We start from the raw sequence: 25792 nt of genomic DNA, 5'->3' as shown, positions 1-25792 counted from the left end.
GCGTTACCTGAATTCCTGCTTCGTCGTCGTCTGTGCGGCGGCCGAGGTTCCGGCAGCCGATGCGCCCTGCGATTCGGTTTCGCAAGACACGGAGGAGGGTACGGGTCCGATAAAGTGCAGCCATCGGGCGATCGCTTCGCCGACCCGACTGGCCGCTGGTCTGTCGGTCACGCCGACATGTACCACATTTTCGCGCCCCAGCGCCAAGGACAATATGGTACGCCCGACGGGCAATTCCAATCCCCTGACGCCACTGCCTTCGCGATCGGACCCGACGCGCCATGCCTGGGCGAGCTTGCCCGCCCCGTCGGCACCCGCGTCGGAGGCGTGGTAGAGTGCGTGAAGCTGGCCGCTGCGCGCCGCCTTCACGATCCGCTCGCCACCCGTAACCAGCTTGCCCGAACGCGCCTCCAGCCCGAGCCGTTCGAGCGCGGCGCGTTGCAGCGCCTGTTCGATGCGGTCGGAGAGGTCGTCGGGAATCGTGATCGCCTGCGTCTTGAAGGCGCGCGACAGCGCACCCTTCAGCCGGCCCTTGGCGATCGCCGCGTCGAGCGTGGCGCGATCGACGCCGATCCAGGCGCCGCGACCGGGTGCCTTGGCATGGACGTCGGGCAGCACCTCGCCGTCCGGAGACAGCGCGAGGCGCACGAGCGCGCCCCGCTCACCCGTCTCGCGGGTGAGGATGCAGCTGCGCTCCGGCCCCTCGCGCGGTTCGCGCGGAGGCCGGGGCGTGGCGGGATTACGCTGTCCGCGGTGCCCGGAGGCGCGCGGGGTTACCGAAGCGGCATCATTGCGAGGGTTCCGCATGCGCGTCCTCCCTCGCTTGGGGCGTGCCGGCATCGCGGTCCGCGATCAGCTGGCCGCCCGCACCATAATTCTCAGTCGAGAGCTCGGTGATGTTGATCTGGACGGCGGCCGGGTTCTTGCCCAGCCGCTCGACCAGCGAACGCGTGACGTCGGCGACAATCGCCGCCTTCTGCTCGCGCGAGGCGGCGCCGGCCAGGCGAATGTCGACGAACGGCATCAGGCCTCGGCCTCCTCGCCGGTGGACGCTTCGGCCGGAGCCTCGCCCGCTTCCTCGTCATCGAACCAGTGCGCACGCGCGGCCATGATGATCTCGTTGCCCTGCTCGTCCGACAGCCCGTACTCGGCCAGGATGCCGCCCTTGGGCTCGCTGCGCTTGGCCGCATCGTCGTTGCGACGGCGCGGCTCGGCGCGCTTCTTCTCGACCAGCTCGTCGGTGGCGAGATCGGCCAGGTCGTCGAGCGTCTTGATGCCCGCCTTGCCGAGCGTGACCAGCATCGCCTCGGTCAGGTACGGCATCTCGGCCAGCGCGTCGTCGACGCCCAGGGCACGGCGTGCCTCGCGGTTCGCTTCCTCGCGACGCTCCAGCGCTTCCTGCGCGCGGTTCTGGAGCTCGGCGGCGAGGTCCTCGTCGAAGCCCTCGATCGCGGCAAGCTCGTCCACCTCGACATAGGCGACTTCTTCCAGCTCGCCGAAGCCCTCGGCGACCAGCAGCTGCGCCAGCGTCTCGTCGACGTCGAGCTCGCGCTCGAACATCGCGGACCGCTCGACGAATTCCTTCTGGCGCTTCTCCGAAGCATCCGCCTCGGTCAGGATGTCGATCGCCTTGGCGGTCAGCTGGCTGGCCAGGCGCACATTCTGGCCGCGGCGGCCAATCGCGAGGCTCAGCTGATCGTCAGGGACGACCACCTCGATGCGATCCTCTTCCTCGTCGATCACGACGCGGCTGACGTTTGCCGGCTGCAGCGCGTTGACGACAAAGGTCGCGGTGTCTTCCGACCAGGGGATGATGTCGATCTTCTCGCCCTGCATTTCCTGGACGACGGCCTGGACGCGGCTGCCCTTCATGCCGACGCACGCGCCGACCGGGTCGATCGAGCTGTCGCGGCTGATGACGCCGATCTTGGCGCGCGAGCCCGGGTCGCGGGCGGCCGCCTTGATCTCGATGATGCCGTCGTAGATCTCGGGCACTTCCTGCGCGAACAGCTTCTTCATGAAGTCCGGGTGCGCACGGCTCAGGAAAATCTGCGGTCCGCGGTTTTCGCGGCGGACGTTCAGGATCAGCGAGCGGGTGCGGTCGCCGACGCGCACCGCTTCGCGCGGGATCTGCTGGTCGCGGCGGATCACGCCCTCGGCGCGACCCAGGTCGACCACGACGTGGCCGAACTCGACGCGCTTGACGACGCCGGTGATGATCTCACCCACGCGGTCCTTGAACTCTTCGTACTGGCGCTCGCGCTCTGCGTCGCGGACCTTCTGGAAGATCACCTGCTTGGCGGCCTGCGCCGCGATGCGGCCGAATTCGATCGGGGGCAGCGGATCGACGATATAGTCGCCGACGACCGCGCCCTTCTGCAGCTTCTGCGCCTGGGCGACGTCGACCTGCTTGAAATAGTCGTCGACGGCCTCGACCACCTCGACCACGCGCCACAGGCGCAGGTCGCCGGTGTTGGGGTCGAGCTTGGCGCGGATGTCGTTCTCGGCGCCATAGCGCGCACGGGCGGCGCGCTGGATCGCGTCCTCCATCGCCTCGATGACGATGCCCTTGTCGATCAGCTTCTCGCGCGCGACCGAATCGGCGATCGCGATCAGTTCGGCGCGGTTGGCGGTAACGGCAGTGGCCATGGGCTTACCCTTCTACTTCGATGATGTCGTCCGCCCCGCTCGCGTCGAGCGGCTGGGTGGCGGCGAGGAGCTTGTCGGTGATGGTGAGCTTGGCGTCGGCGACGGCGGCGAACGGCACCGTCATCGCGCGGAACTTGCGCACGTCGATCGTGATCTGGTCGCCCTCGACGCCGACGAGGTCGCCGGTGAGCTGCTTGCGCCCCTCGATCGGCTCAGCCAGCGTGATGCGCGCTTCCTGCCCTGCCCAGTCGGCAAAGTCCTGAAGCCGCGTCAACGGACGGTCGATGCCGGGCGACGACACTTCCAGCCGGTACGCGCCCTCGATCGGGTCGCGGCCCTCCGCCTCCAGCGCGTCGAACACGTCGGACAGGCGACGCGACAGCGTGGCGCAGTCGTCGATGGTCAGCTGGCGGGTGTCGGGGCGCTCGGCCATGACCTGCAGCGTCGGATCCGACTTGCCGCCGAACATCTTCACGCGCACCAGCGCCAGCCCCAGGGCCTTGGCCTCGGGCTCGATCAGCCGGTTGAGTTCGGCGATGTCCGCCAATCCACGCTCCAGTTCGTTGCGGCCGGCCAAGCGCCGGTCCTTAGAGTCGGTTCGAACCAAGGTACGCCCCGCCGCCGCCGGACCCGTGGGGTCCGACCTCGCCAAGGTTTCCAATGTCGAGAACAGCCGCGATATAGGGCGTTCGCCGGATCAGGACAAGCGCGAAACGCGCGCAGGGTCTGCGCAACGCCGCACCGCTGCCTGCGTTGAGGCAGCAACAGGGAGACGTTCATGCATCGCACCATCGCCTGCGCCACCGCCGCCATCCTACTCGCCGCCTGCGGCGCGCCCAACGATCCTGCCATCGCCAACGGCAGCGCGCCCCAGGCGAGCAGCGCCCCCGCTGCTACGGACGGTCGCCCCTTCGCAGTGACGCCGGTCACCACCCTCGACTCCCCCTGGGCGATGACCTTCCTGCCCGACGGGCGGATGTTGGTGACGGAGAAGGCAGGCCGGATGCTGCTGGTGCAGCAGTCAACAGGCGGCAACCCCATCATTTGGCCGATTGCAGGCATTCCTGCCGTCGACAGCGAAGGCCAGGGCGCCCTGATGGACGTGGTTGCGGCGCCGGATTTCGCGCGCAGCAAGCTCGTCTATTTCTCGGGCTCCGTCACCGGTCCCGGCGGCAAGGGCGTGAAGCTGTGGCGTGGTCGACTTGTGCATGATGCCGAGCAGGGCGCGCGGCTGGAGGGTGTCACGGAACTGTTCGCCGCCACCCCCTTCGTTTCCGGCAACGGCCATTACTCGGGCCGTATCGCCTTCGCACCGGACGGCCAGCACCTGTTCTTCACCAACGGCGAGCGCCAGAAGTTCGATCCCGCACAGGATCCCAAGGCGACGCTCGGCAAGGTGCTGCGCCTGACGCTCGACGGCAAGCCGGCGGGCGACCCCGGCCTCACCGGACGCGGCTTCCACCCCGCGGTCTGGTCCTACGGCCACCGCAACCTGCTCGGCCTCGCCTTCGATGCCCAGGGCAATCTGTGGGAGCAGGAGATGGGGCCGAAGGGCGGCGACGAGGTCAACCTGATCCTGCCCGGCCGCAACTATGGCTGGCCGAAGGTCTCGAACGGCAGCCACTATGACGGCCGCGACATTCCCGACCACAAGCCCGGCGACGGTTTCGAGCCGCCCAAGGTGTCGTGGAACCCGGTGATCTCGCCGGGCGGGCTCCTGGTCTATACGGGGGCGATGTTCCCCGAGTGGCAGGGCGACCTGTTCATCGGCGGCCTGTCGAGCGAGGCGCTGGTCCGCGTCGGCGTGAACGGCACCAATGCCAGCAAGGGCGACCAGTGGCCGATGGGCAAGCGCATCCGCGACGTGGAGCAGGGCCCGGACGGCGCGATCTGGCTGATCGAGGACGGCGAAGGCGGCCGCCTGCTGAAGCTGACCAAGGGGTGAGGCGGGAGTGAGACGGGAGGAGGAGTTTCCTCGCGCCTCCTCCTCACCCCGTTCGTGCCGAGTAGAGACCGAGTAGCTGCGTCAGCAGCGTATCGAGGGCTCGTATCGAGGTGCCGCCCCGGGCGACCGCCTTTCGATACGCGGCTAACGCCGCTACTCAGGGCAAACGGGTTCAGGGGATGCCGGTGACGGAGGGGATCACCCCAGCGCGACCGGCCCCGCGTCGCCCAGCCGGTGCGTGCACAACTGCGCCTCGGGCGTGTCGTCCGCGGTCAGCGCCGCCACCGTCACCCAGCCCTCTGCCCTGAGCGCAGCGCCGGTCTCCGCCGGCGTGCCGAACGGCAGGAACAGCCGCCGCCGCGCATCCGCGCCCACGCCCGCGTCGAGCAGCACGTCGGCATAGAGCGAAAAGCCGACCGCCGGCTCCGCACTGCCGTCCTCGCCCACCACGGCATAGCTGCCGCCGCGGCCGATCTCCGCGCTGAGGCCGCGCGCGAACAGCGAGAAGCCGACCCAGCTCTGGTATTCAAAGCCATGCCGCTCGGTCGGGTCGAGCGTCAGCGCCGCGCGGCCGCGGATCGCCTCGGCGATCGCCTCCAGACCGTCGAGCCGGCTGCTCAGACTCCCCGCAACATCGCTTGCGCGCAGCCGCGCCAGCGCCTGGTCGAACGGCCCCGCCGCCTCGATCAGCGGCAGATAGGCGGGATCGATCGCCGCAACCGCGCCGGCATCCTTGCCATCCAGCGCCTCGCGCAACGCAAGCAGTTGCTCGGGCGCAAGCGTATCGCCCGCGAGCGCGTCGAGCAGGTCCGGCAGGGTGAAATCCACCGACACGTCGGTGAGCCCCGCGGCGGCCAGTGCCTCCACGGCCACGCTCACCACCTCACGCACCGCCGCCACGCTGTCGAGGCCGATCAGCTCCGCCCCGATCTGGCGCAGCGCGCGGCGCTGGGCGAGGTCGGAGGCGCGCAGCCGCAGCACCGGCCCGGCATAGCACAGCCGCACCGGGCGCGGGTGGTGGCCCATGCGGGTGGCGGCGATGCGCCCGACCTGCGCGGTCATGTCGGGGCGGATCGCCAGCGTCTTCTGCGACACCGGATCGACGAAGCGCACCGCATCCTGCGCGCGTGCCGCCTTCAGCCGGCGGCCGAGCGCATCCTCGAACTCGGCGAGCGGCGGATCGACCTGCTCATAGCCATAGCTGCGCGCGGCCGACAGCACGCGCCCTTCGAACCGCGCCACCGCATCGGCGGCGGGCGGCAGGCGGTCGTGGAACCCTTCGGGCAAGAGGCCGGTCATCGGAGAACATCCTGTTGGGCGGCCGGGATCGACGCGCCGTCTCATGGCCGGCAGCTAGGGGATGTGCCCGCGCGCGACAAGCTGGCTGGCAGCGGTAGCGCTCCACAACCTGTACCCCGGCGAAGGCCGGGGCCCAGTTGCGGAGCGCTCGGGGCTTTGGCGCGGACCTTAGCCGCCATTCCAACTGGGCCCCGGCCTCCGCCGGGGCACTTGCTGGTGCGCTTCCTTAGAACGCCAGCGACATCGCCGTGCGCACGCCCGGCAGCGCGCGAACCTGGGCGGCGAGTTCCGGCGTCACCGGCTCGTCGACCGACAGCAGCAGGATCGCCTCGCCCCCGGCATTGCGGCGGCCGAGGTGGAAGGTGCCGATGTTGACCCCTGCCTCGCCCAGCGTGGTGCCGAGGCGGCCGATGAAGCCCGGCGCGTCCTCGTTGACGATGTAGAGCATGTGCCCGGCCAGATCGGCCTCGACCTTGATGCCGAACAGCTCGACCAGGCGCGGCGCCTGATTGCCGAACAGCGTGCCCGCCACCGAGCGATCGCCCGCTTCGGTGCGCACCGTCACGCGCACCAGCGTGTGATAGTCGCCCTCGCGCTCGTTGCGCACTTCGCGCACTTCCAGCCCGCGCTCCTTGGCCAGGAACGGCGCGTTGACCATGTTCACCGTGTCCGAATGGACGCGCATCAGCCCGGCGAGCACCGCGCCGGTGATCGGCTTCTGGTTGAGCTCGGCGGCCGCACCCTCGACCTCGATCGAAATCGAGCTGAGCGCGCCGTGCGCCAGCTGGCCGACCAGGCTGCCCAGCTTCTCCGCAAGCGCCATGTACGGCTTGAGCTTGGGCGCTTCCTCGGCCGACAGCGACGGCATGTTGAGCGCGTTGGTGACGCCGCCCGACACCAGGAAATCGGCCATCTGCTCGGCGACCTGGATCGCGACGTTGACCTGCGCCTCGGTGGTGGATGCGCCCAGGTGCGGAGTGGAGACGAAGTTCGGCGTCCCGAACAGCGGCGAGTCCTTTGCCGGCTCGGTCACGAACACGTCGAGGGCCGCACCGCCGATATGCCCCGAGTCGAGCCCCGCCTTCAGTGCCGCCTCGTCGATCAGGCCGCCGCGCGCGCAGTTGATGATGCGCACGCCCTTCTTGGTCTTGGCGAGATTCTCCGCCGACAGGATGTTGCGGGTCTGGTCGGTCAGCGGCGTGTGCAGCGTGATGAAGTCGGCCCGCGCGAGCAGCGTGTCGAGATCGACCTTCTCCACGCCCATCTCGATCGCGCGCTCCGGGGTGAGGAACGGGTCGAACGCAACGACCTTCATCTTCAGGCCGCGCGCACGGTCCGCGACGATCGAGCCGATGTTGCCCGCACCGATCAGGCCCAGCGTCTTGGCGGTGAGCTCGACGCCCATGAAGCGGTTCTTTTCCCACTTGCCGGCCTGGGTCGAGGCGTCGGCCTCGGGCAGCTGGCGGGCGAGCGCGAACATCAGCGCAATCGCGTGCTCGGCGGTCGTGATCGAGTTGCCGAACGGGGTGTTCATCACGACCACGCCACGGGCCGAGGCGGCGGGGATGTCGACGTTGTCGACGCCGATGCCGGCGCGCCCGACCACCTTCAGGTTGGTCGCGGCGTCCAGGATTTCCTTGGTTACCTTGGTCGAGGAGCGGATGGCGAGCCCGTCATACTGGCCGATGATGGCCTTCAGCTCTTCGGGCGTCTTGCCGGTGATCTCGTCCACCTCGACTCCGCGCTCGCGGAAGATCTGGGCGGCCTTGGGATCCATTTTGTCGGAGATGAGGACTTTGGGCATGGAGGTTTCCTGTCGCATGCAGTGCTCCTGCGAAGGCAGGAGCCTAGTTTTTGAAACGAGACGCGTGTGGCCCTGGGCTCCTCCTTTCGCAGGAGCACGTCAGAGCGCGCAGGATCAGGCGGGCTTGACCTGTTCCCAGGCCCAGTCGAGCCAGGGGCCGAGCGCCTCGATGTCGGCGGTGTCGACGGTCGCGCCGCACCAGATGCGCAGGCCCGCCGGGGCATCGCGATAGCCGGCGATGTCGAACGCCGCGCCCTCCGCTTCCAGCAGCGACGCCATCTTCTTGACCATCGCCGCCTGGGCGTCGGCATCCGCATCGGTGACGAGCTTCAGGCAGACGCTGGTGTTCGATCGGATCGCCGGGTCCGCCGGCAGATGGTCGAGCCAGTCGCGCGCCTCGACGATGCGGCCGAGCGCCGTCGCATTGGCCGTGGAGCGCGCGATCAGGCCGTTTAGCCCGCCGGCGTGCTGCGCCCATTCCATCGCAAAGATCGCGTCTTCGACCGCCAGCATCGACGGCGTGTTGATCGTCTCGCCCTTGAAGATGCCTTCGATCAGCTTGCCGCCCTTGGTCATGCGGAAGATCTTGGGCAGCGGCCAGGCCGGCGTGTAGCTCTCCAGCCGCTCGACCGCGCGCGGGCCCAGGATCAGCACGCCATGCGCGCCTTCCCCGCCCAGCACCTTCTGCCATGAGAAGGTGACCACATCGAGCTTGTCCCACGGCAGGTCCATCGCGAACACGGCCGAGGTCGCGTCGGCGATCGTCAGGCCGCCGCGGTCGTCGGCGATCCAGTCGCCGTTCGGCACGCGCACGCCCGAGGTGGTGCCGTTCCAGGTGAAGATCACATCATGCTCGGGGCTGACCTGGGTCAGGTCGACGATCTCGCCATAGGGCGCCTTGAGCACGGTCGGCTCGATCTTGAGCTGCTTGACCGCGTCGGTCACCCAGCCCTCGCCAAAGCTTTCCCAGGCGAGCAGCGTCACCGGCCGCGCGCCGAGCAGCGACCACATCGCCATCTCGACCGCGCCGGTGTCGGAGCCCGGAACGATACCGATGCGGTGGGTGTCGGGGACCTGGAGGAGTTCGCGGGTCAGGTCGATCGCGCGCTGCAACCGCGCCTTGCCGAGCTTCGAGCGGTGCGAGCGGCCGAGAACCTCGGTGGCGAGCTTCTCAGGCGACCAGCCCGGCGGCTTGGCGCAGGGACCAGAGGAAAAATGGGGGCGCGCCGGCTTGGTGGCGGGCTTCGCGGGTGCGGCAGGCGCACCGGTGGCGGGAACCGAAATCGTATCCGTCAAAATAGTCTCTCCTCACAGAGAGCACGCGCTGCGTTGGGACAGCGTGGCCCGCCGACGGCCCTAACGGCGTGGCGGAGCATGTCAACGCGTTACGCGAATTGGGTAGCTCGGAAAGGCGGCAGGACGAGGCGTCTGCGCCTTCGACCGGGTGGCGCTGGAGTCGCCACCTCCGCTACACCCGTGCCCATGCACTTGGTTTCGCGTCGGCTCACGGCCCTGCTGCTGCCCTTTCTACTGACGGCCTGCATTTTCGGCGGGGGGCGGGAGGAGCGGCGTCCGGCGCCGCGGCCACGCGGCAGCGGTCCGGTGACGCTGACCGGCCAGACTCCGCCCGGCACCCAGCAATGCTTCGCCGACCTGTCGCGCGCCGGCGTCCGGTTCAGCCCCCTGCCCGACCGCGACTATGGCGGGGGTTGCCTGGTGCTGGGCGCGGTGCAGCTCATCGACTTCGGCACGCCCACCGCGGGCCTGAAGGCGATCCGCTGTCCCACCGCGCGCGCCTTTGTCGGCTGGGTGCAGTACGGCGTCGGCCCCGCCGCCCGCCAGATCCTGGGCAGCGACGTGGTGCGGATCGAAAGCTATGGCAGCTACGTCTGCCGCGGCATCGTCGGACAGGGCGCTGCCGGATCGGCCAAGCTGTCGCAGCACGGCCTCGCCAACGCGATCGATATCGGCGGCTTCGTGCTCGCCGACGGCCGCCGCATCAGCATCGAACAGGGCTGGCGCTCCGGCGACCCGGCGGTGCAGCAGTTCCTGCAGGTGGTGCACCGCTCCGCCTGCCGCCGCTTCAAGACGGTGCTCGGGCCGGACTATAACGCCGCCCACTACAACCACCTTCATTTCGACATGGGCGGACGCGGAGATTTCTGCCGCTAGCTTGCGTGCGCGCCCAGCCGCTCTAGATTGGTCCGCTTTCGCCAAGCACGCGGCCCGCCCGCCTTGGCTGTTGCAGGAAGTGTCATGACCGATACCCGAGTTCCGTCGCGCGTATTTCGCGACGCCAAGCACGAGGCCGAAAGCGCCCGCACCCAGATCTCGACGCCGCAGACGGAGCACCCGTCCTACCGCCTCGCCTTCCAGGACATGGACTTCCTGCTCCGCGAGGATCTGCGCCCGGTCCGCTTCCAGCTGGAGCTGCTGAAGCCCGAGCTGGTGTTCGACGCGGCGAACATCGCCTCCACCTTCGTGATCTACGGCTCCGCCCGCATTCCCGAGCCGAGCAAGGCCGGCGCGCTCCTGGAACTCGCGCAGGACGATCGCGCCAAGCGCATCGCCGAGCGGCTGATCGCCAAGTCCAAATATTATGACGTCGCCCGCGAGCTCGCCGGCCTCGCCAGCAACTTCCCGCAGTCGGAAGACGGCAAGCGTCACTTCGTGGTGTGCTCGGGCGGTGGCCCCTCGATCATGGAAGCCGCCAACCGCGGTGCGAGCGAGGCGGGCGCCGAGTCGGTCGGCCTCAACATCGTGCTGCCGCACGAACAGGCGCCCAACCCCTATGTCACGCCGTCGCTGTCGATGCAGTTCCACTATTTCGCGCTGCGCAAGATGCACTTCCTGCTGCGCGCGCGGGCGGTGGCAGTGTTCCCGGGCGGCTTTGGCACCTTTGACGAGAGCTTCGAGCTGCTGACGCTGATCCAGACGGGCAAGGTCGAGCCGATCCCCGTGCTCTTCTACGGCCGCGAGTTCTGGGAGCGCGTCGTCAACCTGGAGGCGCTGTGCGACGAGGGCGTGATCTCGCCGCGCGACCTGGACCTCATCACCTTCTGCGAAACCGCCGAGGAAGGCTGGAAGGCGGTCGAGGAATTCTATCGCGCCCGCGGCGACGAACTGCCGAAGTAAGCGCGCTCCACCTTCCCTGCTCCTACGAAAGCAGGAGCAGGGATAGGATGGCTGTGGCGCCCCTGATAGGATGACTCCGACCCCGACCGTTCGTGCTGAGTAGGGGCTGAGCTTGTCGAAGCCCCGTATCGAAGCAGGCCTGGCATCCTTCGATACGCCATTTCGACTGCGCTCAATGGCTACTCAGGACAAACGGGTTGGTACGACGACGCGGAGCCCTAGAAATCCACCGCCACGCCCTTCAGCTCCCAGTCGCCGTAGCGCACCGGGTTGTTGCCCAGCGGATCGGCGGCCGGCGGCGCGATCGGTTCCGGCGTCGGCACCGGCGGACTCTTGGAAAGATGCTCGGGTGGCTTCACGTGGGGCGGTCGCTGGCCCATGGGACTCTCCGATAATGATGCAGCCCCCACATCGGCGGCGAAAGGCTTGGGATCAAGTGAAGCACAGCAACCACGGCATGCGGCAGCGGCCGCACGGACGGCATCGCTGATGGCGCGCCCCCAGCTCGCCCCCGAACCGCCCGGCGTCCCCGCCCGGCGCGCCGCGCTTCGCCTGCTCGACGCCGTGCTGCGTCGCGGCCTCGCCCTGGAAGCGGCACTCGACCGCGCCACCACCGGGCTCGACCGACGCGAGGATCGCGGCTTGGTCCACGCGATCGTCAGCGAGGCGCTGCGCCGGCTGCCCGACCTGGACGCGCTGATCGACTCTGCTACGGCCCGCCCGCTGCCCGAAGATGCGAAAGCGCGCTTTGCGCTCCGCATCGCGCTGGTCCAGGCGCTCGCGCTCGGCACGCCGCCGCACGCCGCGATCGCAACCGTGCTGCCGCTGGTCGACGGCGGCCCGCGCAAGCTGGTCCACGGCGTATTCGGCACGCTGATGCGCCGGAACGCGACCCTGCCTGAGCTCCCGGAACTGCCCGCCGCCGCCTGGCTGCGCTGGCAGGCGGCCTGGGGCGAGGACGTGGCGGAAGCCGCGCGCGTCGCCATCGCCTCCCCGCCGCCGGTCGATCTCAGCCTGCGCGGCGACACCACGGCGGCCGAGGGCATGGCGCTGCTGCCGCGCCACCTGCGCGTGCCCGCGTTCGCGACCGTCCCCGAACTTCCCGGCTTTGCCGAAGGGGAATGGTGGGTGCAGGATCTCGCCGCCTCGCTGCCCGCGCGGTTGATCGGCGCCGGCCCCGGCACCGCGCTCGATCTGTGCGCCGCCCCGGGCGGCAAGACGCTGCAGCTCGCCGCCGCCGGCTGGGACGTGACCGCGCTCGACGTGTCGGAGAAGCGGCTCGCCCGCCTGTCCGAGAACCTCGAGCGCACCGGCCTCTCGGCAAAGGTGATCGCCGCCGACGCCCTCAAATGGAAACCGAGGGAGGCGGTCGACGCGCTGCTGCTGGACGCGCCGTGCAGTGCCACCGGCATCTTCCGCCGGCACCCCGACGTGCTCCATCGCGTGCGGCCGGCGGTGATCGCCGAGGCCGCCGAACTGCAGGCCCGCCTGCTCGCCCGTGCCGCCGACTGGGTGAAGCCGGGCGGCCGCCTGGTCTACGCCACCTGCTCGCTGGAGCGCGAGGAGGGCGAGGCGCAGGTCGAGCGCTTCCTGGCCGAGCGTGCCGACTATCGCCTGGTGCCGGCCGCGCCCGAATTGCTGCCGGAGGGCATCGCGCCCTCGCCGCAAGGCTGGGTGCGGACGCTACCGGGGATGCTCGCCGAACAGGGCGGCCTCGACGGCTTCTTCATCGCGCGGCTCGATCGGGTGGGTTGAAACCCTTCCCGTTTGTTTCGAGGAGCCGTCGAGCTTGTCGAGACGGCGTCTCGAGAAATCGACTGCGGCTCTCTCGACACGGGCTCTCGACAAGCTCGATCCCTGCTCGAGACAAACGGGTCGGGGAGCGACAGCCCGCCCTCGGAAATCGCCGACCGCTCCCGACACCCGGTTGCGGCAGGGGTGTGCCATGCTAGAGGTCGGCCGATCATGAGCAGACCCGTCCGCATTGCCCCCTCGATCCTGTCCGCCGACTTCGCCCGCCTGGGCGAGGAGGTGCGTGCGATCGACGCGGCCGGTGCCGACTGGATCCATGTCGACGTGATGGACGGGCATTTCGTGCCCAACCTCACCATCGGCCCGATGGTGGTGAAGGCGCTGCGCCAGCACAGCGCCAAGCCGTTCGACGTGCACCTGATGATCGCGCCTGCCGATCCGCTGCTCCAACCCTTTGCCGAGGCCGGCGCCGACATCATCTCCGTCCACCCGGAGGCGGGTCCCCACCTCCACCGCTCGCTCCAGGCGATCAAGGCGCTCGGCAAGCGTGCGGGCGTGGTGCTGAACCCGGCGACGCCGGTGGAGTCGGTCGACCATGTGCTCGACCTCGTCGACCTCATCATGGTGATGAGCGTGAACCCGGGCTTCGGCGGACAGAAGTTCATCACGAGTCAGCTCGCCAAGATCGCCGCGCTGCGCCAGCGCATCGACGCCAGCGGCCGCGACATCGACCTGGAGGTCGACGGCGGCATCGACCGCACCACCGCGCCGCTTGCGGTGGAAGCAGGCGCCAACGTGCTGGTCGCCGGCACCGCCACCTTCGCCGGCGGCCCTGCCGCCTATGCCGACAACATCCGGGCTCTGAGAGGCGCGTGACGGATCCGCTTCCCGAAACCACCGGGCCCGACGGGATCGAAGCGGGCAAGCGGCTCATCCGCCAGAGCGGCGGCAAGGGGCTGTCGCTGGCCGAACGACTATCGGAACGGCTCGAGCGGCTAACCTGGCGCACCCCGTTCCACGCGCTGCGCCTGCGCGGCAAGCATCCGCTCAAGCTGATTGCGGTTGCCGACGATCCCTTCTTCGGCGATCTGGAGCGTGGCTATGCCCTGCTCGACGGCATGGTGCTGTTCCGGGGCGAAGCCGTCCCGATCAACGCGCTGTCGCTGGCGCGCCCGACCTTCTCCGCGCCCTTTGCCGATTATCTCCATAGCTTCGCCTGGCTGCGCGACCTGTCGAGCGTTGCGACCCGTGCCACCGCCGCCCCGATCGCCGAGGCGATCATGCGCCACTGGCTCGCCGCGCACGAGACCAAGGTATCCAATCCCGCCTGGCGCGCCGACCTCTGGGGCCGGCGCCTGCTGTTCTGGACCGCGCACGCGCCGCTGATCCTGTCGAGCACCGACCTCGTCTATCGGTCCAAGGTACTGCACGCGCTCGCGCGCGGCGCCCGCCACCTCGACAACACCGCTGCCAAGGTCGCAGCCGGCGTGCCGCGCGTCGCCGCCTGGTGCGGCGTGGTCGCCGCCGGCCTGATGATCCCGGGCGGCGATCCGCGCCGCGTGTTCGGAGAGGCCGGGCTTGCCCGCGCGCTCGCGGCCGCAGTGTTCGAGGACGGCGGGTCGCTCGGTCGCTCGCCCGCGGACCAGCTCGACCTGATCCAGCTGCTCACCATGCTGCGAGAGACCTATGCCGCGCGGCGGATGGAGGCACCCGACGTGCTGGGGGACACCCTCACCCGGCTGGTCGCGGCGCTGCTTGGCGTCTGCCACTCCGATGGCGGACTCGGCAGCTGGCAGGGATCGGCCCCCATCTCGGGCGAGCGCATCGAGCAGATCGTCGAGGCGACCGGCGTGCGCACGCGCCCGCTGCGCCAGGCTCGCGAGTGGGGCTACCAGCGTCTGTCGGCCGGCAAGACCGTGGTGGTGCTCGACGCCGCCCCGCCGCCTGCGAACCGCCAGGCGACCGGCGGCTGTGCCTCCACCCTCGCCTTCGAGCTTTCGGACGCAGGTCATCGCATCGTCGTCAACTGCGGCGGCGCCAACGGCGCGCTGCTGACGCTGCCGCCCACGCTTGCGCCGGCGCTGCGCACCACCGCCGCGCACTCGACCCTGGTGCTCGGCGACTCCAACTCCACCGCCATCCACGCGGACGGCGCCCTCGGGCGCGGCGTGGGCGAGGTCGAGCTCAGCCGCCAGGAAACCGACGAACTCAGCCGCGTCGAGGCGAGCCACGACGGCTATGTCCGTCGCCTGGGCCTGATCCATCGCCGCCTCATCACCCTGTCCACCGACGGCCGCGACCTGGTGGGGGAGGATACGCTGCTCCCCGCCTCCACGCGCGGCGGCAGCAGCGGCAAGCACGGCGACGTCGGCTTCACCATCCGCTTCCACCTGGGCCTGGGCGTCGAGGTCGCGACCACCGCCGACGGTCTTGCCGCCTTTCTCCGCCTGCCGGACGGGCGCTCGGTGTGGCAGTTCCGCTGCCGCGGCGCCGCGCTCGCTGTCGAGGACAGCCTGTGGATCGATGGCGAGGGCATTCCGCATGGCACGCAGCAGCTGGTGCTGACGGGCATCGCGCCGCCCGGCGGTGCCGGCATCGGTTGGCGCTTCCACCGCGCGCGATAGGCCCAGGAGTCTCGTCCACTTCTCCGTTCGTTTCGAGTAGCCGTCGAGCTTGTCGAGACGGCGTATCGAGAAATCGGTTGTTGTGGCTCTCTCGATAGGGGCTCTCGACAAGCTCGATCGAGACAAACGGGGAGGGTTCATCCGACCCGAACCTCACCTCTTCCCCTTGCCTCCCCCGCGAATCGGGGCAAAGGAGCCGGCCATGAACGTCACCGTCACGCGCGCGCTGCTCTCGGTCTCCGACAAGAGCGGCATCCTCGACCTCGCCCGGGCGCTCGACCGCCATGGCGTGGAACTGGTCTCCACCGGCGGCACCGCCAAGGCGATCCGCGAGGCGGGGCTTCCCGTCCGCGACATCTCCGACCTCACGGGCTTCCCGGAGATGATGGACGGCCGGGTGAAGACGCTGCACCCGGTGGTGCACGGCGGACTGCTCGCGGTGCGCGACAACCCCGAGCATGTCGCCTCCATGACCGAGCACGGCATCGGCCCGATCGATCTGGTGGTGGTCAACCTCTACCCCTTCGCCCAGACGGTGGCGAAGGGCGCAGACCGCGACGAGATCATCGAGAACATCGACATCGGCGGCCCCTCGATGGTCCGCTCCGCCGCGAAGAACCATTCCCACGTCGCGATCGTCACCGATCCTGCCGACTATGCGGCGCTGGTCGAGGAACTCGACGCCAACGCCGGCGCCACGAGCCTCGACACCCGCCGCCGCTTCGCCGCCAAGGCCTATGCCGCCACCGCCGCCTATGACTCGGCGATCGCGGGCTGGTTCGCGAGCGTCGACCAGGGCGAGACGCTGCCCCAGACGCTGCCGCTCGCCTTCACCCGCGCCGACACGCTGCGCTACGGCGAAAACCCGCACCAGACCGCGGCGCTCTACCTGCCCAACACCGGCGCCACCCGCGGCATCGCCCAGGGCCAGCAGCTCCAGGGCAAGGAGCTGAGCTACAACAACTACAACGACGCCGACGCTGCGCTCGAACTCGTCTCCGAGTTCCGCGATGGCCCGCCGACCGTAGTCATCGTCAAGCACGCCAACCCCTGCGGCGTCGCCACCGGCGACACGCTGCTGGAGGCCTATCAGGCGGCCCTCGCCTGCGACAGCGTCTCGGCATTCGGCGGCATCATCGCGCTCAACCGCCCGCTCGACGGCGAAACCGCCCGCGCGATCAGCGGCATCTTCACCGAAGTGGTGTGCGCGCCCGACGCCGACGAGGAAGCGCGCGCTGTCTTCGCCGCCAAGAAGAACCTGCGCCTGATCGTCACGGGCGAGCTGCCCGATCCGGCACGCGGCGGCCTTGCGATCAAGTCGATCGCCGGTGGCCTGCTGGTCCAGTCGCGCGACAACGGCCTGCTGGCGGCTGAGGAACTGAAGGTGGTCACCAAGCGCGCGCCGACCGAGCAGGAGCTCGCCGACTGCCGCTTCGCCTGGACCGTCGCCAAGCACGTCAAGTCGAACGCGATCGTCTATGCCAAGGACGGCAGCACCGCCGGCGTCGGCGCCGGCCAGATGAATCGGCTGGAATCTGCGCGCATCGCGGCGTGGAAGGCCAAGGACGCTGCCGACAAGGCCGGCTGGGTCGAGCCGCGCACGATCGGCTCTGCAGTCGCCTCCGACGCCTTCTTCCCCTTCGCCGACGGCTTGCTCGCGGCGGTCGAGGCGGGCGCCACCGCGGTGATCCAGCCAGGCGGTTCGATCCGCGACGCGGAGGTGATCGCCGCCGCGGACGAGGCCGGCCTCGCGATGGTTTTCACCGGCATGCGCCACTTCCGCCACTGAGGCTGGACGGCACAACCGACGCGAAAAGGGGCGCTCGCGAGCGCCCCTTTTTTATGCCCGTCACCCGAGCTTCCCGGGTCATCCGCCGAAGGACAGCGGGAGAGACGCGCCTAGCTCTTGTGCTTCTCGGTCGGAATGGTCGCCGTCATCGGCGCCTTGTGGAGCAGCGCGCGATCGGCGGGGCCGAACGCCCAGCGCCACAGCACGAAGCCGTAGGTGAGCAGGATCGCCGGGATGCCGAACAGCATCTCCGCCCACTCCAGCCGCGGCGGCAGCAGCATGATGACCGAGCCCACCGCGCATGCCGCCGCGATCGCCAGCACGAACGGCCGTCGGATCTCCGCCACCCGATAGCCCAGGATGCGCGCCAGCAGCCGCGACTTCAGCCACGAGCCGCAGGCGAGCGACACGGCGAGCGCGACCGCCGGCCCTGCCGCCTGCCACGGCTGGGGAAAGCCCAGCCACCGCATCAGCAGCACCAGCGCGAAGCTCAGCAGCACCTGGAAGGTGAGGAGGCCGATCGAGAGCATCAGGTTGCGGTGGCGCGCCACGTATACGAGCGCCGCTTCGGATACCGCGCCGGTCGCGGCGAGCACCTCCGCCACCAGCAGGAAGGACAGCGCCCCGGCACCGCTCACGAACTGCGGCCCGACGATGCCCATCACGCCTTCCGCCGGGATCGATCCGGCGAGCGCTAGCGCCGCCTGTGCGGCCATGATCCAGAAGCCGACCTGCAGCACCTGGCGCGCGACCGCGGCCATGTCGCCTTCGGCCAGGCTCTTGGTGATGACCGGCCCCAGCACCGGATCGAAGCTGGTCTTTAGCTTCTGCGGCAGCGAGGAGACCTGCTGCGCCATGTAATAGATGCCCACGATCGCCGGGGGGAACAGCACGCCCAGGATGAAGCGGTCGACATTGCGCGACCCCCATTCGAGCGCGTCGGCGCCGGCCAGCGGCATGTTGCGCCGCGCGAGCGCCAGCATCGGCCGCAGCTGGGGCGTCCAGCCCCGCGGCAGACCATAGCTGCGGACGAAGGGCACGAGCGAGGCCACCAGCGCCGCGGCCATCGACAGCACATAGGAGAGGATCAGCCCGTCGCGCGTGGAGACATAGGACAGCGCCCATGCCGCGATGGAGATCGTCCAGGGCTCCACCACCGCCCGCGCCGTCACCGCCGCCTTGACGTTCAGCCGATAGGCAAGCGCCGCCAGGCTCACGTCCGACCAGGCGATCGCGAACACGATCAGCGGCAGCAGCCGTTCGAAGCCTAGGATGTGGCTGTTGGGATACATGATCTGCGGAAAGACGAAGAGCACCGCGCTCGCCGCCACCGAGACGACGAACGCGACGACCATCGCATCCCACACGACATGCACGTGCGGCCGATCGGTGGAGGACAGCGCCTGGGCCAGCCCACGCTTCAGGCCCAGCGTCGCCAGCAGCGCCGCCAATTCCACGACCAGCACGGCTAGCGCGAACCGCCCCACCGTCTCGGGGCCATAGACGCGGCCGGCGATGAACAGGAACGGCAAACGCGCGAGCAGGCGCAGGACGAAGCCGAACACATTGGTCCGGCCGCCCTTGGCGAGTGCCGCGATGTCATCGTCGGGGGAGGAAGTCGTAAGGCCGTCTGCGCGGTTCATCCGCGCCCCATAAGCAAGCCGGGCGGCACGCATAAGCCCTTGATGCAAAATGCTCGCGCCCTGCGGCTTTCGGGTGACGGTAGGCTCGGGCGGTGCGCGCCGCCACCCGCCGTCCTGCCGTCATCTGCGGCAGGACGGCAGCCCCGGATCAGTGCGCCGCGCCCCAGCTTGGGCCGACGCCGATCTCGACCGCGAGCGGCACGGTCAGCGTGACCACCGGCTCGGCGGCCGTCGCCATGACGCGCTCGATCACGGCGCGCGCCGCCTCGGCATCGCCTTCGGGCAGTTCGAACACCAGTTCGTCGTGCACCTGCATCAGCATGCGCACGTTCGGCAGCCCCGCCTCGGCGAGCGCCGGCTCCATCCGCGCCATCGCCCGCTTGATGATGTCGGCGCTCGTCCCCTGGATCGGCGCGTTGATCGCCGCGCGCTCCGAACCGGCCCGCTCGGCCTGGTTCTTGGACTTGATGCGCGGGAAATGCGTCTTGCGCCCGAACAGCGTGGTCGTGAAGCCGCGCTCCTTCACGCCCTCCAGCGTCTCGGCGATGTAGCGGTTGATGCCGGGGAAGCGCTCGAAATAGCGGTCGATCATCGCCTGCGCCTCGTCTGCCGACACGTCCAACCGGCCGGCCAGGCCCCAGCGCGAGATGCCGTAGAGGATCGCGAAGTTGATCGTCTTGGCGCGCGCGCGGGTGTCGCGGTTGACCTCGCCGAACAGCTCGGTCGCAGTCAGCGAGTGAATGTCGTCGCCGCGTTCGAACGCCTCGCGCAGCTGCGGCACGTCCGCGATGTGCGCCGCCAGCCGCAGTTCGATCTGCGAATAGTCGGCCGCCAGGATGACGTTGCCCGGCTCCGCCACGAACGCGTCGCGGATCTGGCGTCCGGTTTCGGTGCGGATCGGGATGTTCTGCAGATTGGGGTCGGTCGAGGATAGCCGCCCGGTCTGCGCACCCGTCAGCGAGTAGCTGGTGTGGACGCGGCCCGTTGCGGGGTTGATCTGCGCCTGCAACGCATCGGTATAGGTGTTCTTGAGCTTGGTGAGCTGCCGCCACTCGAGCACCTTGCCCGCGATCTCGGCGCCCTGCGGCTGGTCCTTGTCGGCCGCGAGCCGCTCCATCTCGTTGACGTCGGTCGAATAGACCCCCGACTTGCCCTTGCGCCCGCCCTTCAGGCCAAGGCGATCGAACAGCACGTCGCCCAGCTGCTTGGGGCTGCCGATGGTGAAGGGCCCGCCGGCGAGCGCGTGGATTTCGGTCTCCAGCCCCGCGATCTGGCCGGAAAACTCCTCCGACAGCTTGGCCAGCGCCCCGGCGTCGACCTTGACCCCGCGGCACTCCATGTCGGCGAGCACCTGCACCAGCGGCCGGTCGACCATCTCGTACACGCGCGTCGCGGACTCATACGGCAACCGCGGCTTGAACCGCCGCCACAGCCGCAGCGTCACGTCCGCATCCTCGGCGGCGTAGCGGGTCGCGGTCTTCAGATCGATCTCGTGGAAGCCGCGCTGGTTCTTTCCCGTGCCGACCACCTCCTTGTAGGCGATGCAGCTGTGCGACAGGTGCGTCGCCGCCAGCTCGTCCATGCCATGCCCATGCCGCCCGGCGTCCAGGTCGAAGCTCATGACGATCGTGTCATCATAAGGCGCGACGCGGATGCCGCCCTCGCCGCAGCGGGCGAGCACGATCATGTCGTACTTGAGGTTGTGGCCGATCTTGAGGACCGTCGGGTCCTCCAGCAGCGGCTTGAGCTTGGCGAGCGCCACCGCGCGGTCGAGCTGTTGCGGCACTTCGGCGAGCAGGTCCTGCCCGCCATGGCCGAGCGGAATGTAGCAGGCGAGGTTGGGGTGCAGCGCAAGGCTGATGCCCACCAGCTCCGCACGGGTCGCGTCCAGTCCGGTCGTCTCGGTGTCGATCGCCACCCAGCCCTGGTGGCGCGCCACCTGGATCCAGCGGTCGAGCGCGTCCTCGTCCACCACCGTCTCGTACGCGTCATGGTCGCACGGCGCGTCCGCATCGTCGTCGACCGGCGCGACCGGCGCTTCCGCGGGCGGATCTGCCACCGCCGACAGGCGATTGAGCAGCGTGCGGAACCCGTGATGCTCCAGGAATGCACGCAGCGGTGCGTCCGGGATGCCCTGCAGCTCCAGCCCGTCGAGCGGCTCCGGCAGCGGCACGTCGCAGGCGAGCGTCACCAGCTTGCGCGACAGGCGCGCCGCCTCGGCATGCTCGACCAGATTGTCGCGCATCTTCGACTTCTTCATCGAATCGGTCGCGGCGAGCACCGATTCGACGTCGCCATATTCGGTGATGAGCTCGGCCGCGCGCTTGGGGCCGATGCCGGGTACGCCGGGCACGTTGTCGACGCTGTCCCCCATCAGCGCCAGCACCTCGCCCAGCTGGGAAGGCGGCACGCCGAACTTCTCCACCACATGGCTGGCGTCCAGGCGGCGGTTGTTCATGGTGTCGAGCATGTCGAGGCCCGGCTCGATCAGCTGCATCAGGTCCTTGTCGGAACTGACGATCGTCACCTGCCACCCTTGCGCCAGCGCCGCCTTGGCATAGCTGGCGATCAGGTCGTCGGCCTCCCAGCCCTCCTCCTCGATGCACGGCAGCGAAAAGGCCCGCGTCGCATCGCGGATCATCGGGAACTGCGGCTTCAGGTCCTCCGGCGGCGGCGGCCGATGGGCCTTGTACTGGTCGTACATTTCGTTGCGGAAGGTGCTCGACGACTTGTCGAGGATCACCGCCATGTGGGTCGGCCCCTCCGCCTTGTGGAGCTCGTCCGCCAGCTTCCACAGCATGGTGGTATAGCCATAGACGGCCCCCACCGGCTCGCCATGCTTGTTGGTGAGCGGCGGCAGCCGGTGATAGGCGCGGAAGATGTAGCCGGAGCCGTCGACGAGGTAGAGATGGGGCATGGCCGCCGAGATAGCAGCGCGGCCGGCCAGTTACGAGGGGGGCATGGCGGCCGGCGGGGCGCACCCCGGGCACGGCACGTCGGGCTGGATCAGCTGCGGTTGGCGACCAGCGCGTGGACGACCTGCTGGATCAGCTGCTGGCGGTCCCGCATCGGCGCCCGCGTGTCGCCGATCAGTACTGCCACCGCATAGCTGCGGCCGTCGGGTGCCGTCAGGATGCCGACGTCGTTGAAGCCGGCGTTGCGCGACATCAGGTCCTGGCCGGTGCCGGTCTTGTGCGCCAGCGTCCAGCCGGGGGGCAGTGCCGCGTGCAGGCGCGCCCGCCCGGTCCGCGATGCCGCCATGGTGTCGAGCAAATAGCGGGTGGAGTTGGGCGAGAGCAGCTTACCCTGCTTCAGCCGCATCAGCGCCTCGGCGATCGCGGTCGCGCCGGCGCCGTCGGGCGGATTGGCGACATAGGCGTTGAAGGCGGCGATCCGGACGCTCTGCGGCAGCGCGCTGCGCGCCTGGTTGAAGCCGCCGCCGAGCGAATATTCCTGCCGCCAGGTGAGCCCGGCGGTCTTGCTCTGCAGCAGCCGCTCGCCCGGGCCGAAGCGAATATTCTGGATGCCGCGCCGCGCCAGGAACGCCCGCACCGCATTCGGCCCGCCGACATAGGTCAGCAGCCGATCGTTGGCGGTGTTGTCGCTCATGGTGAGCGCGCGGCGCATCAGCTCGCGGACAGTAGTATGGTAGCCGTCGCCCTTCACCAGCGACGCGATCGGCTGGTGGAACAGGGTCAGGTCCTCGCGCCGGACGACCACCGGGTCGTCGAGCGTCAGCTTGCCTTGGTCGAGCAGGTCGAGCGCGGTCATCGCGACCCACAGCTTGCTCACGCTCTGCTGCGGCATCGGCCGGCTGCCGTTGTAGGCGACGGTCCAGCCGGAATCGATGCTGGTGACGGCGGCGGCCGCGGTGCCGTTGAAATTGGCGAGCAGCGTCGTGATCGCGCGCGTCAGGTCGGCCGGTGCCTGCGGAAGCGGCGGGGGCGGCGGCGGGACGGGCACTGCGACCCGGTAGCTGGAGGTGGCGGAGCCCGGTGGGGGCAGCAGCGATGCCGGCTGCTGGCGGGCTTCATGAACGGCACAGCCCATCAGCACGAACGGCGCCGATCCCAGCAGGATCAGGGCCCGTTGCGTAGCGGTGAACTGCTGTCCGGACGTCACGTTTCTCTGGGCCCCTCGCACCCTTCTACCATGCTGTCACAACCCGCGGGGTCGCAAGCGCTGCCGTGGAAGCCTTGCGGCGAACGACCCTTCAGCAGCGATGAATGGTGAAGATTTGCGAAAGGGCGCCGGATTCCAAGAGCTTCGTCGGCGCGGGGGTTCAGGGCACCAGCACCGTGTCGACCGCCTCCGGCAGCGTCTCGGGATAGTCGAGCGTATAGTGCAGCCCGCGGCTTTCCTTGCGATGCAAGGCACAGCGCACGATCAGCTCGGCGGACTGGAGCAGGTTGCGCAGCTCGATCAGGTCCGGCGTGACGCGGAAGTGCCCGTAATAGTCGTTCACTTCCTCGGTCAGCATCGCGATGCGGTGCTGCGCGCGCTCCAGCCGCTTGGTGGTGCGCACGATGCCGACGTAATTCCACATGAACCGGCGGATCTCGGTCCAGTTCTGCTTGATGACGACTTCCTCGTCCGAATCCGCGACCCGGCTTTCGTCCCAGGGGCGGATCGGCGGCGGCGGCGCGAGTTCGTCCCAATGGGTCGCGATATGCTGGGCCGCCGCCTCACCGAACACGAAGCATTCGAGCAGCGAGTTGGACGCCAGGCGATTGGCGCCGTGCAGCCCGCTCTCGGTGCATTCCCCCGCCGCATAGAGGCCCGGCAGGTCGGTGCGCCCGTCCAGGTCCACCACGATCCCACCGCAGGTATAATGCTGTGCCGGCACCACCGGGATCGGCTGGCGCGTCATGTCGATGCCGAGGCCGAGCAGCTTGTCATGGATGTTGGGGAAGTGCCCGCGCACGAAGTCCGCCGGCATATGGCTGATGTCGAGATGGACGTAGTCGAGGCCGAAGCGCTTGATCTCCGCATCGATCGCGCGCGCCACCACGTCGCGCGGCGCGAGCTCGGCGCGCGGGTCAAGGTCGGGCATGAAGCGGTGGCCGGTGCGGGGGTTCAACAACCGCCCGCCCTCGCCGCGCACGGCCTCGGTAATCAGGAAGTTCTTGACCTCCAGATTGTAGAGGCAGGTCGGGTGGAACTGCATCATCTCCATGTTGGAGACGCGGCATCCCGCGCGCCACGCCATGGCGATGCCGTCGCCCGTCGCCCCGCCCGGCGCGGTGGAGAAGAGATAGGTCCGCCCCGCCCCCCCGGTCGCCAGGATCGTCGCACGGGCGGTGAACAGCGCCACGCGTCCCGTGCCCCGGTCGAGCGCATAGGCGCCCCACACCCGGCCCGCGCCCGAATAGCGCAGCTCGTGCCGGCTGGTGGCGAGGTCGACGGCGACCATGTCGGGCACCAGCGTGATGTTGGGATGCGCCTGCGCGGCGGCGATCAGCGCCTCCTGCACCGCGCGGCCCGTGGCGTCGTCGACATGGACGATGCGCCGGTGCGAGTGCCCGCCCTCACGCGTCAGGTGCCAGCGCTCGTCGCCGTCGCCGCCGTTGAACGGGACCCCCAGCTCCGCCAGCCGCTCGATCGCCGCCGGTGCGTTCTCGACAACAAACTCCACCGTGGCGCGGTCGTTGAGCCCCGCGCCCGCCACCATCGTGTCCTCGATGTGGTTCTCGAAGGTATCGCCCGGCTCCAGCACCGCGGCGATCCCGCCCTGCGCCCAGGCAGTGGAGCCCTCGTCCAGCCGCCCCTTGGCGAGCACCGTCACCTGGAACCGCTCCGCCAGGTTGAGCGCGGCGGTTAGCCCGGCCGCGCCCGAGCCGACGATCAGGACGTCGCTTTGGCGGGGATCACTCACCCGTGGGCGCGCGTCAGGTTGAGGAACACGTCCTCCAGGTCGGCTTCCTTGGTGGAGACGTCGACGATTCCGTACCCGTCGCGAGTCACCGCGGCGAGCACCTCGCCCGCATTGGCCACGTCCTTGCGATAGGTGATCGCCAGCACCCGGTCGCTCTTGCGCTCGACCTTGCTGAAGCAGCTCGCCTCCGGCAGCGCGGCGAGATCACGGTCGACCGTCACCTCGACCAGCTTCTCCTGCGCCATCCCCACCAGCGCGCGGGTCGGCTCGTTGGCGATGAGGCGACCGTGGTTGATGATCGCGATGCGATCGCACAGCTCCTCGGCCTCTTCGAGATAATGGGTGGTCAGCACCACCGTCACCCCGGCGTCGTTGAGCTGCCGGACATAGGCCCACAGCTGCTGGCGAAGCTCGATGTCGACGCCCGCGGTCGGCTCGTCGAGCACCAGCACGGGCGGCGAGTGCACCATCGCCTTGGCGACCATCAGCCGCCGCTTCATGCCGCCCGACAGGCTGCGGGCATAGGCGTCGGCCTTGTCCTCCAGATGCACCGCGCGCAGCAGCTCCATCGTCCGCCGCTGCGCCTTCGGGACGCCGTACAGGCCCGCCTGGTTTTCCAGCGTCTCGGACGGCGTGAAAAAGGGATCGAAGGTGATCTCCTGGTTCACGATCCCGATCGAGGCCTTCGCGTTGCGCGGATGCCGGTCGATGTCGAAGCCCCAGATCTCGGCCGTGCCGCTGGTCTTGCGCACCAGCCCGGCCAGCGTGTTGATCAGCGTCGACTTGCCCGCGCCATTCGGCCCCAGCAGCCCGAAGATCTCGCCGCGCGGCACGTCCAAGGTGACGCCGTCGAGCGCGCGCTTACCGCCCGCATAGGTTTTGCAAAGCTCTCGGATGCTGATCGCGGCCTGGGTCATGGCGCAAGCGGATAGGCCCCGCGGCACGAATCGCCAATCCCCGGCGTTGCGAAACGGCGTTCGGGCACGCTCCAGCATTGTCGAGCGCCGGGCGCCTTGCTATCGCCTCTCCCATGATTCCGCCGTCCGAAGTCCTCCGCGTCACCACCCCCCGCGTCGCTTGCGACGGTGCCGGGGAGATCGCCCCTGCGCTCGGCCACCCGCGCGTGTGGCTGCAGATCGACGAGCATGGCTATGTCGATTGCGGCTATTGCGACCGCCGCTTCGTGCTGATCGGCGGCCCCGCGGACGGCGTCGACCAGTCGACGCTCCCCGACATCGCGTCTGGCGCCAGCCTCTAGGTCTCCTATATCGGAGGAC

At 69.4% G+C, this 25792-nt stretch carries 21 protein-coding genes; 8 read left to right on the top strand and 13 right to left on the bottom strand.

Features of this window, described 5'->3' with window-relative positions; genetic code table 11:
- Positions 1-3 precede the first annotated feature (3 nt).
- The 4 genes from ABDZ92_RS10680 to rimP are packed head-to-tail and all read right to left on the bottom strand — an operon-like array spanning position 4 to position 3196.
- Positions 4-807, bottom strand: a complete 804-nt coding sequence (locus ABDZ92_RS10680; RefSeq protein ID WP_125962115.1) for a DUF448 domain-containing protein — start codon at positions 805-807, stop codon at positions 4-6.
- Entirely contained in the window at positions 788-1024 is a 237-nt protein-coding gene (locus ABDZ92_RS10675) for a tautomerase family protein (RefSeq protein WP_125962114.1), read from the bottom strand. Before ABDZ92_RS10675 ends, ABDZ92_RS10680 begins: the two co-directional genes overlap by 20 nt.
- A complete protein-coding gene (nusA, locus tag ABDZ92_RS10670) occupies positions 1024-2649 on the bottom strand; it encodes a transcription termination factor NusA (RefSeq protein ID WP_125962113.1) in 1626 nt (541 codons plus the stop codon). The genes ABDZ92_RS10675 and nusA overlap by 1 nt, the downstream gene beginning before the upstream one ends.
- 4 nt (positions 2650-2653) lie before the next feature.
- Positions 2654-3196, bottom strand: coding sequence for a ribosome maturation protein RimP (gene rimP, locus ABDZ92_RS10665; protein ID WP_125962142.1), 543 nt, complete (start codon positions 3194-3196; stop codon positions 2654-2656).
- Positions 3197-3427: 231 nt separating this feature from the next.
- On the opposite strand from rimP, the gene ABDZ92_RS10660 reads away from it, so the two are divergent.
- Positions 3428-4594 (top strand): PQQ-dependent sugar dehydrogenase, encoded by a 1167-nt coding sequence (locus ABDZ92_RS10660; RefSeq protein ID WP_125962112.1) that lies wholly within the window; start codon positions 3428-3430, stop codon positions 4592-4594.
- Between the two features lie 198 nt (positions 4595-4792).
- Here ABDZ92_RS10660 and ABDZ92_RS10655 read toward each other — a convergent pair whose 3' ends face one another.
- The 3 genes from ABDZ92_RS10655 to ABDZ92_RS10645 all read right to left on the bottom strand — a co-directional run bounded on the left by ABDZ92_RS10655 (position 4793) and on the right by ABDZ92_RS10645 (position 8993).
- A complete protein-coding gene (locus tag ABDZ92_RS10655; RefSeq protein ID WP_125962111.1) occupies positions 4793-5893 on the bottom strand; it encodes an ATP phosphoribosyltransferase regulatory subunit in 1101 nt (366 codons plus the stop codon).
- Between the two features lie 226 nt (positions 5894-6119).
- Entirely contained in the window at positions 6120-7697 is a 1578-nt protein-coding gene (gene serA, locus ABDZ92_RS10650) for a phosphoglycerate dehydrogenase (RefSeq protein ID WP_125962110.1), read from the bottom strand.
- Positions 7698-7811: 114 nt separating this feature from the next.
- Positions 7812-8993 carry a phosphoserine transaminase gene (locus ABDZ92_RS10645; RefSeq protein ID WP_125962109.1) on the bottom strand — a complete coding sequence of 394 codons (1182 nt, stop codon included), beginning with the start codon at positions 8991-8993 and terminating at the stop codon, positions 7812-7814.
- Positions 8994-9179: 186 nt separating this feature from the next.
- Here ABDZ92_RS10645 and ABDZ92_RS10640 point away from each other — a divergent pair, with 186 nt between their 5' ends.
- On the top strand, positions 9180-9869 hold the full coding sequence (locus ABDZ92_RS10640) for an extensin family protein (RefSeq protein WP_125962108.1): 690 nt from the start codon (positions 9180-9182) through the stop codon (positions 9867-9869).
- A gap of 84 nt (positions 9870-9953) precedes the next feature.
- On the top strand, positions 9954-10832 hold the full coding sequence (locus ABDZ92_RS10635; RefSeq protein ID WP_125962107.1) for an LOG family protein: 879 nt from the start codon (positions 9954-9956) through the stop codon (positions 10830-10832).
- 218 nt (positions 10833-11050) lie between these two features.
- On the opposite strand, the gene ABDZ92_RS10630 is transcribed toward ABDZ92_RS10635, so the two are convergent.
- Positions 11051-11212, bottom strand: a complete 162-nt coding sequence (locus tag ABDZ92_RS10630) for a DUF1674 domain-containing protein (RefSeq protein ID WP_125962106.1) — start codon at positions 11210-11212, stop codon at positions 11051-11053.
- Between the two features lie 109 nt (positions 11213-11321).
- On the opposite strand from ABDZ92_RS10630, the gene ABDZ92_RS10625 reads away from it, so the two are divergent.
- From ABDZ92_RS10625 to purH, 4 genes are all read left to right on the top strand, one after another.
- Positions 11322-12587 carry an RsmB/NOP family class I SAM-dependent RNA methyltransferase gene (locus ABDZ92_RS10625; protein ID WP_125962105.1) on the top strand — a complete coding sequence of 422 codons (1266 nt, stop codon included), beginning with the start codon at positions 11322-11324 and terminating at the stop codon, positions 12585-12587.
- A gap of 210 nt (positions 12588-12797) precedes the next feature.
- Entirely contained in the window at positions 12798-13460 is a 663-nt protein-coding gene (gene rpe, locus ABDZ92_RS10620) for a ribulose-phosphate 3-epimerase (RefSeq protein WP_125962104.1), read from the top strand.
- Positions 13457-15208 (top strand): heparinase II/III family protein, encoded by a 1752-nt coding sequence (locus ABDZ92_RS10615; protein WP_125962103.1) that lies wholly within the window; start codon positions 13457-13459, stop codon positions 15206-15208. The genes rpe and ABDZ92_RS10615 overlap by 4 nt, the downstream gene beginning before the upstream one ends.
- Before the next feature lie 202 nt (positions 15209-15410).
- A complete protein-coding gene (gene purH / locus ABDZ92_RS10610; protein WP_272695179.1) occupies positions 15411-16997 on the top strand; it encodes a bifunctional phosphoribosylaminoimidazolecarboxamide formyltransferase/IMP cyclohydrolase in 1587 nt (528 codons plus the stop codon).
- Positions 16998-17107: 110 nt separating this feature from the next.
- Here the strand turns inward: purH and ABDZ92_RS10605 are convergent, their stop codons facing one another.
- The 5 genes from ABDZ92_RS10605 to ABDZ92_RS10585 all read right to left on the bottom strand — a co-directional run bounded on the left by ABDZ92_RS10605 (position 17108) and on the right by ABDZ92_RS10585 (position 25432).
- Complete coding sequence (locus ABDZ92_RS10605; RefSeq protein WP_125960249.1) at positions 17108-18640, bottom strand: lipopolysaccharide biosynthesis protein; 1533 nt, start codon at positions 18638-18640, stop codon at positions 17108-17110.
- Positions 18641-18788: 148 nt separating this feature from the next.
- Positions 18789-21557, bottom strand: coding sequence for a DNA polymerase I (gene polA, locus ABDZ92_RS10600; protein ID WP_125960248.1), 2769 nt, complete (start codon positions 21555-21557; stop codon positions 18789-18791).
- 89 nt (positions 21558-21646) lie between these two features.
- Entirely contained in the window at positions 21647-22690 is a 1044-nt protein-coding gene (locus ABDZ92_RS10595) for a serine hydrolase (protein WP_125960260.1), read from the bottom strand.
- Positions 22691-22922: 232 nt separating this feature from the next.
- Entirely contained in the window at positions 22923-24515 is a 1593-nt protein-coding gene (gene nadB / locus ABDZ92_RS10590; RefSeq protein WP_125960247.1) for an L-aspartate oxidase, read from the bottom strand.
- Entirely contained in the window at positions 24512-25432 is a 921-nt protein-coding gene (locus ABDZ92_RS10585; RefSeq protein ID WP_125960246.1) for an ABC transporter ATP-binding protein, read from the bottom strand. The genes nadB and ABDZ92_RS10585 overlap by 4 nt, the downstream gene beginning before the upstream one ends.
- Before the next feature lie 113 nt (positions 25433-25545).
- Here ABDZ92_RS10585 and ABDZ92_RS10580 point away from each other — a divergent pair, with 113 nt between their 5' ends.
- Entirely contained in the window at positions 25546-25773 is a 228-nt protein-coding gene (locus ABDZ92_RS10580; protein ID WP_125960245.1) for a zinc-finger domain-containing protein, read from the top strand.
- The last annotated feature ends 19 nt before the right edge of the window (positions 25774-25792 follow it).

The sequence above is a fragment of the Sphingomonas molluscorum genome (assembly GCF_039522995.1).
GTDB lineage: Bacteria > Pseudomonadota > Alphaproteobacteria > Sphingomonadales > Sphingomonadaceae > Sphingomonas > Sphingomonas molluscorum.
The sequence above is the reverse complement of the archived record's forward strand: the minus strand, read 5'-3'. Positions and strand labels throughout refer to the sequence as shown.

Coding starts and splice junctions, on each gene's coding strand:
- ABDZ92_RS10660 (WP_125962112.1), top strand. CDS start 3,428: ATGCATCGCACCATCGCCTGCGCCACCGCCGCCATCCTACTCGCCGCC.
- ABDZ92_RS10640 (WP_125962108.1), top strand. CDS start 9,180: ATGCACTTGGTTTCGCGTCGGCTCACGGCCCTGCTGCTGCCCTTTCTA.
- ABDZ92_RS10585 (WP_125960246.1), bottom strand. CDS start 25,432: ATGACCCAGGCCGCGATCAGCATCCGAGAGCTTTGCAAAACCTATGCG.
- nusA (WP_125962113.1), bottom strand. CDS start 2,649: ATGGCCACTGCCGTTACCGCCAACCGCGCCGAACTGATCGCGATCGCC.
- ABDZ92_RS10635 (WP_125962107.1), top strand. CDS start 9,954: ATGACCGATACCCGAGTTCCGTCGCGCGTATTTCGCGACGCCAAGCAC.
- ABDZ92_RS10630 (WP_125962106.1), bottom strand. CDS start 11,212: ATGGGCCAGCGACCGCCCCACGTGAAGCCACCCGAGCATCTTTCCAAG.
- ABDZ92_RS10625 (WP_125962105.1), top strand. CDS start 11,322: ATGGCGCGCCCCCAGCTCGCCCCCGAACCGCCCGGCGTCCCCGCCCGG.
- ABDZ92_RS10595 (WP_125960260.1), bottom strand. CDS start 22,690: ATGGGCTGTGCCGTTCATGAAGCCCGCCAGCAGCCGGCATCGCTGCTG.
- rpe (WP_125962104.1), top strand. CDS start 12,798: ATGAGCAGACCCGTCCGCATTGCCCCCTCGATCCTGTCCGCCGACTTC.
- ABDZ92_RS10605 (WP_125960249.1), bottom strand. CDS start 18,640: ATGAACCGCGCAGACGGCCTTACGACTTCCTCCCCCGACGATGACATC.
- ABDZ92_RS10580 (WP_125960245.1), top strand. CDS start 25,546: ATGATTCCGCCGTCCGAAGTCCTCCGCGTCACCACCCCCCGCGTCGCT.
- ABDZ92_RS10680 (WP_125962115.1), bottom strand. CDS start 807: ATGCGGAACCCTCGCAATGATGCCGCTTCGGTAACCCCGCGCGCCTCC.
- ABDZ92_RS10655 (WP_125962111.1), bottom strand. CDS start 5,893: ATGACCGGCCTCTTGCCCGAAGGGTTCCACGACCGCCTGCCGCCCGCC.
- purH (WP_272695179.1), top strand. CDS start 15,411: ATGAACGTCACCGTCACGCGCGCGCTGCTCTCGGTCTCCGACAAGAGC.
- ABDZ92_RS10675 (WP_125962114.1), bottom strand. CDS start 1,024: ATGCCGTTCGTCGACATTCGCCTGGCCGGCGCCGCCTCGCGCGAGCAG.
- serA (WP_125962110.1), bottom strand. CDS start 7,697: ATGCCCAAAGTCCTCATCTCCGACAAAATGGATCCCAAGGCCGCCCAG.
- polA (WP_125960248.1), bottom strand. CDS start 21,557: ATGCCCCATCTCTACCTCGTCGACGGCTCCGGCTACATCTTCCGCGCC.